Genomic DNA, 14,548 nt, shown 5'->3' with positions numbered 1-14,548 from the left:
TCACCAAACCGAAGCTCTTTCCGGAGAGCGTTGGGTTCGAGGAGCCTTTTCGGGTATCCGCGAACAGCGAGTGCCCGTGATTTAACGCCAAAGGCCAATGCAACTGCTGGCCTACCCTGTCAGGTCTCTTTAACGCAAACCGGCGATGCAGAGAGAGACTCCGAGACCGCTCTCTATTCATCGTCTTCTGGATCGGCTGAGATGGCTTCGAGATAGCGGATTCGCAAATCTTTCAGCGAGCGCTCTTTCTCGCCTTCGACCAGGAAAAAGTACCAACCATTGACAGCCACACGGCCGGTGATCGCCTTGCCAGCAAGTGATGGACTCGAGAAGAACTGGTTATTCCATTCGATGCGCCCGTCGGAGAGAACCACGGCGACCTGATCGCGAAATTTCTTCGATCGGGGGACCAACTTGGCACCGGGCTTGAGAAACTCAGCACTCACCAAGTCGCTCAATTCGACACGGTGACGTGGGCGGACTGTTTCGGCGGCAAAGCCTGACTTGTATCCCTCCGGCGTTGGCCAGGCTTCGATGATTCGATTGGCAAGTTCCTCCGACCGAGCACGAATCGTTGACTCGGTCCATTCGGTTTCTGAACCCTTCCGCAATTCCCGGTTCATTACCAATACGTCGTGCATTTCCAAACCTTGGCGCTTGCCACCATCGCTAGTCCACGGACCGTTGGAAACCTTCGAGTTCAATCGCGAAGTCAGTAGTGTCAAATTGCCAAGCGTGTGGATCAACGCTTCTCTCTCGCCTTCTGCACGCGGTCCCGCTGGAAGTGGCCAATGAGTGGCCCACTTTTGCGGCATGACGTGTTCAATGGCGAGCTTGCTACGGGCAACTCTTTCGCCGCCTAATCCGGATTTGCCATTGGTCCAGCCGCGAAGATGATCTTCGACAGCTTCCAGCACCATCCGCAAACGACCGCGACCGAGTCGTCGATAGCCCGGTAGCACTTTCAGCTGCTCCAAAACCTCTCCGTCGTCAGGCCAATATCGACTGTTACTTTTCTGCGAAAGCAAGAACTGCTCGATCGCATCACCGATCTTCTCACGGTCCGATGATCCGAGCTCGCGGATTAGTTCGGCGATCAGTTTGTTGTAGCTTTTGGTGGTTGACCGGATCAGCATTCGCCGACCGTTGCGGGCACCAGTTCGCGACTGACGGCATGCTTGAAGATGTAGGCAATGTTGCGGGTCTGGCAGTTGGAGTAGCTGCGACTGTTGCCAGAGGCGACGAAGAGGTCACGTATCGCAGAGAGCTTCCGTGGTCCGAACTCTGCCGCAGGCGTGTTTCCGTACTCATCATCGAGCAGGTTGCAGAGGTTCAGCATCCGGTTCAGGTGCGACTTGTTGTTTGTGTACTTCTTCTCGGCGTACTCCCGGAACTCTGCGGTGACACACTCCACGGTCAGAACGGTCTCTTTCTGCTGAGTCGGGACATCATCGGGCATCCGAAGTCCGTTCTCGTTGTATGTCTGCAAGAGCGACAGGTAACGCGCGCGGCTCTCCGGTGAATTGTGCTGACCCAAGTAAAACGTCTTGCCACTGAGCGTGACGACGGCCTGACCGGAAACGTGGAACCGGTATTCCGGCATTGCCTTTTTGGGGCGTCCCATGGTGCGTTCCTCATTCAAAAAAGAGTTTTTGGGTATGGATTACCTAAAACTCGGTGGAAATGAGTCGCACGCCAAAAGGCGGTAACACCGTAAATGGTGATTCGACAAAGACTTACAAGGCTGTTTTCAGTACCCCCGACAGGATTTGAACCTGTGACCTGCGCGTTAGGAATGCGCTGCTCTATCCAGCTGAGCTACGAGGGCGAGTGGGTGACAATTTGCTGCTTGAGTCTACGTTGCTGACCGCGGGGCTGGAAGATCGTTTGGAAACCAACAGGACGCTGGTGCCCGTTGTCATGGGAAGCAAATGGTGGGACGTGAGAGTTCAATGATATCCTCTTCGATCGAGAGCATCGACTCGATTTCCAGACTGCCGTAGCGTGAAAAACCGGTGTGGACGACGAGGTTGTCCGTCATCTGGGCCACTCCGTCGTGGTGCGTATGACCACACAGGACAACGTGCTTGCGCTTGGGGGCTTGTTCGGCCGCGGTTCGAAGAACTCGGCCGAGTTGCCCGCAGACGAAGAAGGGGGCCCAGTTGTCGTCGGTCGTTTGGCCTTCGTACCAACACGCTTCGCGGAATGGCGGCACGTGCGTGGCGATCAAGACTTGCGTGATCTCATCGGGCAGATTGCGGAGCTTTTCAGCGATCCGGTCCGCGGCGGCTCTGCCCTCGGCGTTCAGCAAGGACTGCCAACTATCCGGGTTGCTGGTGCGAAAGTCTTCGATCAGTTGGAAGTCGTTCAGACGCACAATGGAGCCTGCGTAATCGCCCTCCGTCGCATCGCCCCAGCCATCGTCACCGATCAAAACCGTGGATGCGTTGAGCGTCACGGCAGGGTGATCGGTGAGGTAGGTCAGCTGTGGAACGTCACGGCACAGAGCGATCAGATCACGCCGCGTGGACGCGATCGATTTGCCGTAGAAATCATGGTTGCCGAGCACGAAATGAATCGGCCGATTCAGAGTTTCGGCCAGGCATCGCAATTGGTAGGCAACATCGTCTCCCTCGGACAAATCGCCCGTGATCAGAATCGCGTCGGGATCCAGGTCCAGCAGCTTTGCAGTCCACGACTGCCAAACATCCAGTTTGGCATGGTCAAAGTGTGGGTCGGTGATCCACGCGATTCGGCGAAGAGGCTGATTCAAGGAGACGTTGCAACGACTTGGGAAAGACGAAACCTCAGGCGGTGGCGGTGGCACCAGCGGCTTCGGCCAAGGCTTCCGCTTTGTCAGTCTTTTCCCAAGTGAAGCCATCGCCTTCGCGACCGAAGTGGCCACCGGCAGTGGTTTCAACGAACACGGGACGACGCAGTTGCAAGTGATCGATGATGCCACCGGGAGTCAACGGGAAGTGCTCTCGGATCAGTTCGCAAAGTTTGGCGTCGTCGATCGTGCCGGTGCCTTCGGTGTCCACGTGAACGCTGACAGGTTCGGTCACTCCGATCGCGTAAGCCAGTTGAACTTCGCAGCGTTCAGCAAGGCCTGCGGCGACAATGTTCTTGGCAACGTAGCGAGCCATGTAGGCAGCACTGCGGTCGACCTTGGTCGAGTCCTTGCCACTGAAGGCACCACCACCGTGACGGCCCCAGCCGCCGTAGGTGTCGACGATGATCTTGCGACCGGTCAAACCGCAGTCGCCGTGAGGTCCACCGATGATGAATTTGCCGGTTGGGTTGATGTGGTACTTGATGTCGCCCTTGTCCAGCTCGGCAGGGATGGATGGTTTGACGACGTTTTCGATCACGAACTTTTCGATTTCATCGTGCGAAACGTCGGGGCCGTGTTGAGCGCTGACGACGACGGCTTCGATGCGAACCGGGCGATTGCCTTCGTACTCGACCGTGACTTGGCTTTTGTTGTCAGGACGCAACCAGTCGACTTCTTTATTGAAGCGAGCTTCGGTGATGCGGTTGATGATGCGGTGCGACAACGCGATCGGCAGGGGCATCAATTCAGGCGTGTCTTTGCAGGCGTAGCCGAACATCAGGCCTTGGTCGCCCGCACCGATGTCTTTGCCCGAGGCTTCGTCGGAGTTCACGCCTTGCGCGATGTCGGGGCTTTGGGCGTCCAAGCGGATTTGCACTTCGCAGGTTTTGCCATCGATTCCGATGTCGGGATCGTCGTAGCCAACGGCGACGATGGTGTCGCGAACAATTTTTTCGTAGTCGACGTCAGCTTTGGAAGAGATTTCACCGGCGATGACGGCCAACCCGGTGGTGACCAGCGTTTCGCAAGCGACACGGCTGTTGGGATCTTGGGCCAACAGTGCATCCAAGATGCTGTCGGAAATTCGGTCCGCCAGCTTGTCGGGGTGGCCCATGCTGACCGATTCACTGGTGAAAAGAAAACGGCCTGATTCGTTACTCACTACACTGATCTCCGGGAAAACAGACGAAAATGATCGCCGTTGGAAATTGGTTTCCTCCCGCGACGTGCCCCATAGCGTAAAGTCTGGTCACGACGGCGCAAAGCGGCACAAATAACGGAAAAGAATCGCTCCTGAGCTGCCATGGCTTCCTCACGTCCTCACGAACCGAACACGAACGCCGGGGATTCCGACGGACCAGGATCCAATCGTCCGCGCGGCAGTCGTGTCCCGGGCAACCTGCCTGCCGTCGAGACACCGTGGCAGCGGCCGACCGTCTCGACTTGGCCGCTGGTTGGTTCCTGTTTGGTTCACCTGATTTTGATTGGCTCGATTTTTGGCTGGGTGCAATCTCGATCGGCGGGGACGATCGACCAGCCGACGACCAGTGTCGGTGTGGCGATGGCCTACCGGATGCCGGACCGAACGCTTTATGTCACCGAAGATTCAGCGGAAGAGTCTGACGCCGCGACCGCAAACCCCTCGGATCGACCAGTCGACGAACGATCCAAGTCCGTCGATTCGACCGATGCGGAGCAGTCTCAGTCGAGTGCTTCGCCCGCGTCGGCACCGCCTGCGGGCTTTGTGCCGCCCGTGGATTTGGACGGTTTGTTTGCCGAGATGACGCGTCGCGGTGTGGCAGCGGGCGAGTCCGAGGGGACCGGCGTCGAAGGCGTGCTGCAGTTTGGCGACGGCAAGACCGCGGATCAGTTGGGCACCGGTGAATTGGTTCCCGGTACGACACGCGCAGGCGAAGGGGCTGGTCAAACGACCACCTCCGTGTTTGGTGTTTCGGGATCCGGCAGCGCGTTTGTGTATGTGTTCGACCACAGCGAGAGCATGTCCGCTTCCGGTGGAAAGCCTTTGCGAGCGGCCAAGCAAGAATTGATTCGAAGTTTGCAAACGTTGAGTGAGCGCCAGCAGTTTCAGGTCATCTTTTACAATGATCGCCCCAAGGCGTTTTCACCCGATGGGCAGTCCAGCGGTTTGGTTTTGGGTGAAGAAGGCAATCGCAAACTGGCCGAGGCGTTTGTCCAGCGGACGGTGGCGATCGGCGGCACCGAGCACCAGTTGGCATTGCGGATGGCGTTGCGATTGGCGCCGGACGCGATCTTTTTTTTGACCGATGCGTCAATTCAAACGATGAACGCGGAACAGATGGCGGACATCCGCCGGAGAGCGGAGCAAGCCGGCACGGTGATCCATGCGATCCAGTTCGGCTCGGGCCCGGAGCCCGCGAATTCGTTCATGAAAGAAATCGCACGTCAGAATCGCGGCGGGTATCGCTACTTGGATGTGATCTCAGGCGGCTGAGGGAATCGTTTTCCAATCCGCTTCCGAGGTCGTGCAGCCGAGTAGAACAGTTGTCCTCAACTGTTCCGTCGGGCAGCCTTCCATCGCCAAGCCTCATCGCACCCAAGTCCCCTTTCAAACGTTCGCGTCACACTGCTCGACGAAACCAACCCGTCACGCAAACATCTTGGGACAAATGTTCTACTCTGAAAGGACATTCAGGCCCCCTGTTCGCGCAGAGGTCGTGCCGTTTACTGAGACCGCGTTTTGGCGGGTTTCTGCATTGGAACACCTCTCCTGAAACGAAGTTTGGGGGGGAGCGACGCCGTTCAGGCGTACGCGAGGGAGGAGGCTGAGCAGGGGAAACGGCGCGGATGGCCCTCCCCCGGAAATCTCGCTGAACGCTCGTTTTCCGACCCCTCCCAACTTCGTCGGGCGGGGTTCTTAAGCAACGCGTGAACAACAAGCGACGATGTTAGCGGTGTGGCGCAAGTCGCTCGGTGAGGAACCGGAGGGCTCGCGCCCTTCCGCTACGTCACTTGTTGTTCATGTGGTGCTAAGGCGCTACTGGCACGATGCTTAAAAGCTGCACGACCTCTGCGCGGGCGGGGTTATTAAGGCGTTGTGAGGGGCTTGGAATGTGGCTGGCACCTTGTGCCATTATCAACAGGCTGGTTTGCAGGAGACCGAAGTCTGGCGACTCCGGCTACGGTTTGATGGGGGGCGAAATCGGGCTAACCAGAGTGAGAGCGGGGCCGCTTCTAGCGCCAGTTCGGGCGGATTTCACCGGCACCTGCTTCTTCGGCGTCCAGGCGTGCTTGGGGAATGATGCGTCGAAACTCGGAGGCTGAGCCGCGAATCGAGGCTCCCATCAGCAGCAATCCCAGGCGGACCTCCTCACGCTTTCTCAGGGGAGCCTCGATCACACCGGGGGCCAAGGATTCCGCCTTGCCACGCAGGAAAACGGTCACGTTGTTCAGTCCATCGCCCAGTCGTTTGCCCGCGTCTCCCCCGACCACAATCGTGCCGCCCAGGGCTCCGGCACCGGTGTCATCGCCGACGCTTCCACGAACAAAGATGCTGCCGCCACGCATTGCCGCACCGACGCGGTCGCCTGCCGAGCCGTAGACGGCCAGGGTTCCGCCGGTCATCGCCGATCCCAATCCGCAGCCCGCATTGCCAGTGATCAGGACCACACCGCGTCTCATTCCGTCGCCTGCGCCGTGGCCGACGTTGCCGTCCAGGCGAACGTCCGCATCGCGACAAAACGCGAACGCGTAGTCACCGAGGTCGCCAGCGGCCTGGAAACGCAGCGGCGTTTCGCAACGCATCATGGCAGAGTGCTGGCCATGCAGGCCGGTCAACTCGACCAGTGGCGCGGGAGCCTCTGGGTCGGTTTGACAGGGAATCGATTGCATGGCCGATCGCAATTCGGCATCGGACAGGTTGGAAATGTCCCAAGAATGATCGGGCTGATGGGGTTCCTTCGTCACGTCACGCTCCATGGGTGGCAATCGCTCGGACGATTTGTTGTAACCGGTTGGCGGCCCGCTCGCACACCTCCAAGACATCCGCGTGATCCGCGGTCACCGGGGCGTCAGGCAGCGCGAGGTTGGTGACGACTGAAATTCCCAGTGTACGAACGCCCGCCGAGGAGGCACACAGGATCTCTGGGACGGTGCTCATGCCGACCAAGTCCGCTCCCAGGCCCCGCATCATCCGGCACTCGGCCCGCGTTTCGTAGTTCGGCCCGCTGACGGCCAGGTACATCCCGCGGCGAAGTCGGAACCCGTGTTTGCGAGCGGTTTGGTGAGCGATTTGATCCAGTTGTGGATCGCAGGTGCTCAGGTGTCGGCGGAACCAACCCGTCGCGGAGGCTTGTTCGGGCGCCGGGCATTCGGCCGCCTGAAACAGGGTCGGCGGTGCTCCCAGTTTGCCATCCAACCAACTGCTGTGTTCGTCGAGCAGGACGAGATCGCCGACTGAAAAACCGGGATTCAGCCCGCCTGCCGCACAGCTGACGACCAGTTCGCTGATTCCGATGCCCGCCATCAGAGCGACGGGCCGAGTGACGTCTGGCAGCGAGTGTCCCTCGTAAACGTGCAGTCGGCCGGCCATCGCGATGATTGGCCGCGACGCCAAGTGCCCCACAATGAATTCGCCTCGATGCCCGGCAGCAGTGGACGCGGCCAGCCCTGGAATCTCGCCGTAGGGGATGACAGTGGGGGATTCGATCGCATCGGCGAGTCCCCCCAATCCGCTGCCCAGCACGACTCCCAGGGGCGGTTTAGAAGATTCAGTCAGAACCGGGGATTTCGCTCGCAGAGCCGCCAGCGATTCGGAGAAATCGGGAGGCGAGTGGGGGACGGCGGAATGGTTGAAGTTGGCGGGCAAAATCGTTTCAAAAATCCAATGTCAGGGAAGATCCGTACGCAAAGACGAGCAAAGATTGCGCCTGATTCGTTTTGGGGTTCCCGATCGGGGCCACCTTTGCGATATTTCCGTTCGATTTCTTGGCGAGATTCGAAACGGATGTCCGGGCGATTCCCGGTATTGCCAGTCTACACCCCCCAACAATTTTTGACGATTCGTCGGCCACCCTCCAAATCCACCCGGAATTTCTGCGACATCCATGTCAGTGGTGTCGACGGGCGTGCTTGGAACCGCCGCATTGGTCGCGCTTAGGTGAAGTATTATGAATTTGGAGAAAATCAGAAACATTGGTATCAGTGCCCACATTGACTCGGGCAAGACCACTCTGAGCGAACGGATCCTGTTTTACAGCGGTCGGATTCACAAGATCGAAGATGTTCGTGGTGGTGGTGACGGCGCGACGATGGATCACATGGAACTGGAAAAAGAACGTGGGATCACGATCACCAGTGCCGCGACCAGCGTGACGCACAAGGGTTATCACATCAACTTGATCGACACGCCCGGCCACGTTGACTTCACCGTCGAAGTGGAACGTTCGCTGCGTGTTCTCGATGGTGCGGTGTTGGTTCTTTGCAGTGTCGGTGGTGTGCAAAGCCAGTCGATCACCGTTGACCGTCAAATGAAGCGATACCAAATTCCTCGCTTGGCGTTCATCAACAAGATGGACCGCACCGGTGCCAACCCCCGACGCGTGGTTGAGCAACTGCGCGAGAAACTTGGTGCCGATGCCTTCCTGGCTCAGATTCCAATCGGTGCGGAAGAAAACTTCCGTGGCGTCGTCGACCTGATCGAAATGGTGGCCTACACGTTCGAAGGCGACCAAGGCGAAAAGGTTGTCACTGGCGAAATCCCAGCGGACTTGAAAGACGAAGCGGAAGAGTCACGCGTCGCGATGTTGGATTCGTTGTCCAACTACAGCGATGAAGTGATGGAATTGTTGCTCAGTGAAGAAGAAGTGCCCAAGGACATGATCTACAAGGTCATGCGTCAGGCCGTCCTGAACGGTGCGACCCCAGTCTACATGGGCAGTGCGTACAAGAACAAAGGTGTTCAGCCCTTGCTCGACGCCGTCACCGAGTACTTGCCCAGCCCGCTGGATCGTGAAATTTACGGTCGCGACCCTTCCGACGAAGACAAGAAGATCGAATTGGCTCCCGATCCGGAAAAGCCTTTCGTCGGAATGGCCTTCAAGATCGCCGAAGATCCGTTTGGTCAGTTGACCTTCATGCGTATCTACCAAGGCACGATCAAGAAGGGCGAGGCCTACACGAACCAACGTTCGACCAAGAAAGAACGGTTCAGCCGGATCGTGCGAATGCACAGTGAAAAACGAGAGGAAATTGACGAAGCCAGCGCCGGCGACATCATCGCCGTGATGGGCATCGACTGTGCCTCCGGGGACACTTATTGCAGCGAGCGCGATTACGCGACGTTGGAATCGATGTTCGTGCCAGAGCCCGTTATCAAGATCGCCGTCAACCCACTCAACCGTGGCGATGGCGACAAGATGAGCAAGGCGTTGCAACGCTTCCGCAAGGAAGACCCAACGTTCAGCGTTTACACCGATGAAGAAACCAACGAGATCTTGATCTCGGGCATGGGTGAGTTGCACCTGGAAATCTACATCGAACGCATTCGTCGTGAATACGGCGTCGAAATCGAAGTCGGTGCTCCCAAGGTTTCTTACCGCGAAAGCCCGACCAAAGAAGTCGACTTCAACTACAAGCACAAGAAGCAAACCGGTGGTTCAGGTCAGTACGCTCACATCGTTGGCAAGCTGATCCCGATCGAATCGGAAAGCGAAGACAGCTTCGAGTTCGAAGAAAAGGTCGTTGGTGGACGGATTCCAAAGCAGTACATCCCGGCTGTTGAAAAAGGCTTCCGCGATATCCTGGGGAAAGGCCCAATCGCTGAGTATCCCGTCGTGGGAACCCGCATCGAGCTGCTCGACGGTAGCTACCACGATGTTGACTCCAGCGAAAAAGCCTTTTACACGGCTGCTCAAGGTTGCTTCCGCGAGTACTTCAAGCAAGCTGCTCCGAAGTTGCTCGAGCCGATCATGAGCGTGGAAATCGAAGTGCCAGAAGACTTCCAAGGAACCGTGACTGGTGACGTGATTCGTCGTCGTGGTCTGATGACCAGCAACGATACCAACGAAGGCATGACCGTCATCCGTGCAGAAGTTCCTTTGGCAGAAACCTTTGGTTACGCCACTGACCTTCGCAGCATGACTCAAGGTCAAGGAACGTTCACGATGGAATTGGCGGCCTACCGTCAGACCCCGTCGAACATCCAAGAAGAGATCATTGCGGAACGCAAGAAAGAAGAATTGGCCGGCGCTCGCTAAGCCACCCTGCCAGTTCAAATGAACCGAAAACCACGCAACTCACGTTGCGTGGTTTTTTTGTGCGCGAGATCAGTCGCTGCTTTTTGCGTTCCCGATCGGGAGTGGCGACCAAACGGTTACTCACCGATGATTTTGACGAGGATTCGCTTTCGACGTCGCCCATCAAACTCGTAGTAGAAGATGTGCTCCCAAGGCCCGAGGTGAAGCTCGCCTTCGGTGATTGCCACGACAACCTCGCGTCCCATGATCTGGCGCTTGTGGTGTGCGTCGGCGTTGTCTTCGCCCGTTCGATTGTGCAGGTAGCCGCCCGAGGCCGGCTCCGTGCCGGCGTTGAATGGAACCAGTTCCTCAAGCCAACGTTCATAGTCAGCGTGCAATCCGGATTCATTGTCGTTGATGAAGACGCTGGCGGTGATGTGCATGGCGTTGACCAACACCATGCCTTCTTGGATGCCGCTCTCTCGAACCAGTTGGTCGACTTCCCGGTGGATCGAAACAATTCCGCGACGGTTGGGGATTTCCATCCACAGTTCTTTGGTCAATGACTTCAACGTTGGACTCCGGGCATCGTTCGAGGGGCAAAGGTTTCTGAGGAAGGCGAACTCAATTCGCGACACGACGTTCGCGAAATGGTTGCGGGTTCCGAATGACATTCATGTTTCACCGATGATTTTATGAGATGATGGTCCGGAACGCGATTCGTTGCTTTCGCGTGGACGTGTCTTTGCAACCAACTTCACCATGCAGCGCCAGCCATCGCGATGGCCGGTTCGCATGGAATCCTTGAACTGTTTGAGTCTCGCCCCGTGTTTGGAAAAAGATGGACGTCCGGTTTATTGCTGTTGCTGGGGACCTTTTCGGTGACCGTTTCGAATCTTCGCGCGGAGGACCTTCGGCCGTTGGAAACAGATGTCTCCAGCGCCGAAGCAACCCAGCGTTTGGCTGAGATGGTGTTGAGTCGAGACGAGCATTTTCGCTGGGAGATCCGTGATCGTGGGAACTTCGGTGGGTGCGACTACGTCGTGGTGCATCTGGTCTCCCAAGCGTGGCAAGGAGTTCCTTGGCAACACGAACTGTACATTTTGAATCCGCCGGAGGTGGATCCGAATGAATCCAACGCGTTGATGCTGATCAGCGGTGGGTCTTGGAAATCCGAGTGGGGATCAGATGGTCCGATGGAAGTCAAAGTGCCTCGCGAGGCGGTTGTGCTGGCGAGTTTGGCGATGGAGGTGAAGACACCGGTTGCGATCCTGAAACAGGTTCCCTTTCAACCGATGTTTGATGGGCTGAAGGAAGACGCTTTGATTTCGCTCACCTTTCAAAAGTTTTTCGAAACGAAAGATCCCGAGTGGCCGTTGTTGCCGGTGATGGCGCGTTCCGCTTCGGCGGCCATGGACGCGGTCGTCGGAGCAACCAAGGAGGAATGGGGTTTATCGCTGGATGGATTCACGGTGACCGGAGCGAGCAAACGTGGATGGACGACTTACTTGGTGGGTGCGACGGACCCGCGCGTCAAGGCGATCGCCCCGATGGTCATCGACATGTTGAATCTGAATGTGCAAATGAAACACCAGATCGAAGCTTGGGGAGCCTACTCGCCTCAGATCAAGGACTACACGCAGCGTGGTCTTCAGGAAATGATGTCCACGCCAAGCGGGAAAACGTTGATGCAACTGGTGGATCCCTATGAGCACCGGGCGGCCTTGGAGATGCCGAAGCTCGTGTTGCTGGGAAGCAATGATCCCTATTGGCCTGCCGATTCAGCGCAGCATTACTTCGACGATCTGCCCGGTTCCAAGTGGCTGCTGAACATTCCGAACAATGGGCACGGGTTGAATGACATCTCAAGAATGGTGGGGGGCGTTTCGGCGCTGCATCGATCGGTCTGCCAAGACAACGTCATGCCGGATTGGAAGACGCGTTCGGAACCGACGCCTGAGGGGGTGAAAATCATTGCGACGAGTGATCAAACCCCGACCAAGGTGATGGTTTGGACCACGACCTCGCCCACACGTGACCTCCGATCCTCGCATTGGAAGTCGACGCCCTTGAAGACGGATGAGAATGGGATCTGGAGTGCGCAAGTCAATTCGCCAAGCTCCGGGGCCGAGGCAGCCTTCATGGAGGCACAGTACGAAACGGGCGGCACCTTCCCGCTGTCATTGACCTCGCAGATTTACGTGGTGGAGTGAGTCTTCGCTTGTCACGCAGTTAAGCACCACGTGAACAACAAGTGACGTAGCGGAAGGGCGCGAGCCCTCCGGTTCCTCACCGGGCGGCTTGCGCCACACCGCTAACATCGTCACTTGTTGTTCACGCGTTGCTAGTGGTCTGTCAGGACTTGTTTTTAGGGTAGTGGACGAGGCCACGAGTCCTGAACTGGCGTAAAATCCAAGGACTCGTGGCCTCGCCCACTACGATCAACCCTAACTTTTAACTTTGACGGACCACTAGCTCACTTTGCCAAACGAGTCTTCAAGAACGATTGATACTCTGGGCGTCCACGCCACTCTTCGAAGAACGCTTCGTATCGCGAATCGCTGGACCAGTACTTCGATTCCGGATGGTCCGGGTCGACACGTTGCTCGGGATAGTCCAACCCCGCCACGCTGTCATCGACCGACGCGTTCCATTCCGCCAACCACTCGCTCAATCGCGACGCAATTTCTGGGTAGTCTCCGGTCACGTCTTTGCTTTCGCTGACATCGTCGTCCAGTTGATACAACTGTTCGCTGACCACCGATTTCCCCTTCTGCTTTCGCGTTTCGCGAATCAGCTTCCACTGGTTGTCGACCACGGCTGACTTGCCACGAAACCGAAACCCGATCGGCTTTTCGCGACGAACCATGGCGGTCTCGCCATCGCCCTGAATCACTGGCAGCAAACTGATTCCATCGACAGGCGTGGTCAGTGAGTCACCGGGCAATCCCAGCAAATCCACCAGCGTCGGCGCAATATCGGTCGCACAAGCTGGAACCCGACTGACGCGTCCAGCCTGAATCTGATCGGGCCAGTGCAACACACACGGCACGCGCAGCCCACCCTCGTAGAGCTGTGACTTGTGACCTCGCAGCGGAGCCGTTGTCGATGGTTCGATGCCTGGCAAACCACCGTTGTCACTGCAGAACCAAATCAACGTGTTGTCCAGCACACGCAACCGTTCCAAACCTGCTCTCAGAGTTCCCAAACTCCGATCCATGGCCACCAATTCGCCATAGTGATTGCGAGAGTCTTCATCCATGCCATCGATGATCTGCTGCAACCTTGCCTTTTCATCTTCGTCCTTGCCCGCATCGACCAATGCTTGCATGTCTTCATCGGATGCCACAAACGGACTGTGCGGGGTGCCATACCAAACCACCGCGAAAAACGGTTGCTGAGACCGCGCCGATCGAGACGCGAAATCCAACGCTTCTTCCACGATCACTTCGGACGAGTCGCCTTCGAAGGCTTCAAACTTGCCACGCCGACTCATCAAGGGGTTGCGATCAAAGAAGTTGGTCACCGACAACCACACATCAAACCCAAACCGACCGGGATGAAAGCGATCCTCGCCTAGGATCGGAACTCCCGGTCCGCGAAGACCATTGAGATGCCACTTTCCAAAGTGCCCGGTGACATAGCCCGCCTTCCGAATCGCAGTTGCGATGGATCGTTCCTGATGTCGCAGTGCGTGACCATGCGAAGGCACACCGGTCCGCTCGGGCGAACGCCCCGTCAGCACGCTCGCTCGGGTTGGCGAGCAAACTGCGGAGGCCGCGTAGAACCGATCCAGACGCAAACCACCCGCTGCCAAGCGATCCAGTTCAGGTGTCTTCAGCAAGGGGTGTTCAAAGTATCCCGTCTGCGCGTACCCCAAGTCGTCCGCCATCACCAAGATGACATTGGGACGATCGGGCTCGTCGCCAGAGACACTTTGCCCCAGCACCGTGCCACCGACCATCATCACGATGCCACACAACAACCCGCCCAGTCTCAACGACATGCCTGTTCTCCCAAGAAGCAACTGCGTCCGCCTATCTCACCGGCTCAAACAACGAAATCAGTCGACCATCATAGGCTCAACCTCACTCGCTTTCTCGATCCAAGTCTCATACTTTTCTCGCATCGGCGCCACTTGCGATAGAAGCCCTTCTTTTAAGTAGACGTCAGCCGGCAGCTCGTCGTGAGCAATCCACCAAGAGGCGTACGTGGATCCAAACTCTCTGAAGACTGTGACCAAAACTTCTCTTTCTTTGCACGACCGAAGTCTCGTGCGCGAAACACGACGAATGGGAAATTGCCATCAAATCTCGCATCGGCTGATGTCCTGCCAAAGTTTCTCGCCAAGCCCACGCAAACGAAGGCATCTTTTTCCAAAGCCGACACGTCGAGTAAAAAATCTTGGAGAATCCCCTTCGCTTTTTCGACCCGCTTTTCATTCTGAACAAGATCTTCCGAGATTGGCTCGTCGCCCGCGAGCTGCCCACAGAGGCCAAGC

Annotated in this window: 11 protein-coding genes and 1 tRNA gene; 3 read left to right on the top strand and 9 right to left on the bottom strand. The window is 57.2% G+C overall.

What is annotated here, in order from left to right:
- Positions 1-173: 173 nt before the first annotated feature.
- The 5 genes from RISK_RS10520 to metK form a co-directional block, all read right to left on the bottom strand.
- Positions 174-1,136 carry a GmrSD restriction endonuclease domain-containing protein gene (locus tag RISK_RS10520; RefSeq protein ID WP_053061137.1) on the bottom strand — a complete coding sequence of 321 codons (963 nt, stop codon included), beginning with the start codon at positions 1,134-1,136 and terminating at the stop codon, positions 174-176.
- A complete protein-coding gene (locus RISK_RS10515; protein ID WP_053061136.1) occupies positions 1,130-1,624 on the bottom strand; it encodes a hypothetical protein in 495 nt (164 codons plus the stop codon). Before RISK_RS10515 ends, RISK_RS10520 begins: the two co-directional genes overlap by 7 nt.
- 130 nt (positions 1,625-1,754) lie before the next feature.
- Positions 1,755-1,828 (bottom strand) — tRNA-Arg (locus RISK_RS10510).
- Positions 1,829-1,918: 90 nt separating this feature from the next.
- The gene (locus RISK_RS10505) at positions 1,919-2,773 is read right to left on the bottom strand and encodes a metallophosphoesterase family protein (RefSeq protein WP_047814249.1); all 855 of its coding nucleotides are present in this window, start codon (positions 2,771-2,773) and stop codon (positions 1,919-1,921) included.
- Positions 2,774-2,807: 34 nt separating this feature from the next.
- Entirely contained in the window at positions 2,808-3,995 is a 1,188-nt protein-coding gene (gene metK / locus RISK_RS10500) for a methionine adenosyltransferase (protein WP_047814248.1), read from the bottom strand.
- Between the two features lie 141 nt (positions 3,996-4,136).
- Between metK and RISK_RS10495 the strand changes: the two genes are divergently transcribed.
- A complete protein-coding gene (locus RISK_RS10495; RefSeq protein ID WP_047814247.1) occupies positions 4,137-5,306 on the top strand; it encodes a vWA domain-containing protein in 1,170 nt (389 codons plus the stop codon).
- Positions 5,307-6,046: 740 nt separating this feature from the next.
- Here RISK_RS10495 and RISK_RS10490 read toward each other — a convergent pair.
- Together RISK_RS10490 and RISK_RS10485 are read right to left on the bottom strand one after the other, a co-directional pair.
- Complete coding sequence (locus tag RISK_RS10490) at positions 6,047-6,778, bottom strand: tributyrin esterase (protein ID WP_047814287.1); 732 nt, start codon at positions 6,776-6,778, stop codon at positions 6,047-6,049.
- Position 6,779: 1 nt separating this feature from the next.
- Positions 6,780-7,679 carry a purine-nucleoside phosphorylase gene (locus RISK_RS10485; RefSeq protein WP_047814246.1) on the bottom strand — a complete coding sequence of 300 codons (900 nt, stop codon included), beginning with the start codon at positions 7,677-7,679 and terminating at the stop codon, positions 6,780-6,782.
- A gap of 301 nt (positions 7,680-7,980) precedes the next feature.
- Between RISK_RS10485 and fusA the strand changes: the two genes are divergently transcribed.
- Complete coding sequence (gene fusA, locus RISK_RS10480; RefSeq protein WP_047814245.1) at positions 7,981-10,068, top strand: elongation factor G; 2,088 nt, start codon at positions 7,981-7,983, stop codon at positions 10,066-10,068.
- Between the two features lie 116 nt (positions 10,069-10,184).
- Here fusA and RISK_RS10475 read toward each other — a convergent pair whose 3' ends face one another.
- On the bottom strand, positions 10,185-10,619 hold the full coding sequence (locus RISK_RS10475) for a secondary thiamine-phosphate synthase enzyme YjbQ (protein ID WP_047814286.1): 435 nt from the start codon (positions 10,617-10,619) through the stop codon (positions 10,185-10,187).
- A gap of 255 nt (positions 10,620-10,874) precedes the next feature.
- Here RISK_RS10475 and RISK_RS10470 point away from each other — a divergent pair, with 255 nt between their 5' ends.
- Complete coding sequence (locus RISK_RS10470; RefSeq protein ID WP_236696196.1) at positions 10,875-12,260, top strand: PhoPQ-activated pathogenicity-related family protein; 1,386 nt, start codon at positions 10,875-10,877, stop codon at positions 12,258-12,260.
- Positions 12,261-12,523: 263 nt separating this feature from the next.
- Here RISK_RS10470 and RISK_RS10465 read toward each other — a convergent pair whose 3' ends face one another.
- The gene (locus tag RISK_RS10465) at positions 12,524-14,053 is read right to left on the bottom strand and encodes a sulfatase family protein (protein WP_053061135.1); all 1,530 of its coding nucleotides are present in this window, start codon (positions 14,051-14,053) and stop codon (positions 12,524-12,526) included.
- Between the last annotated feature and the right edge of the window lie 495 nt (positions 14,054-14,548).

This window comes from Rhodopirellula islandica (genome assembly GCF_001027925.1).
Classification (GTDB): domain Bacteria; phylum Planctomycetota; class Planctomycetia; order Pirellulales; family Pirellulaceae; genus Rhodopirellula; species Rhodopirellula islandica.
This window is presented reverse-complemented; position numbering and strand designations above follow the sequence as displayed.

Coding starts and splice junctions, on each gene's coding strand:
- RISK_RS10520 (WP_053061137.1), bottom strand. CDS start 1,136: ATGCTGATCCGGTCAACCACCAAAAGCTACAACAAACTGATCGCCGAA.
- RISK_RS10515 (WP_053061136.1), bottom strand. CDS start 1,624: ATGGGACGCCCCAAAAAGGCAATGCCGGAATACCGGTTCCACGTTTCC.
- RISK_RS10495 (WP_047814247.1), top strand. CDS start 4,137: ATGGCTTCCTCACGTCCTCACGAACCGAACACGAACGCCGGGGATTCC.
- fusA (WP_047814245.1), top strand. CDS start 7,981: ATGAATTTGGAGAAAATCAGAAACATTGGTATCAGTGCCCACATTGAC.
- RISK_RS10465 (WP_053061135.1), bottom strand. CDS start 14,053: ATGTCGTTGAGACTGGGCGGGTTGTTGTGTGGCATCGTGATGATGGTC.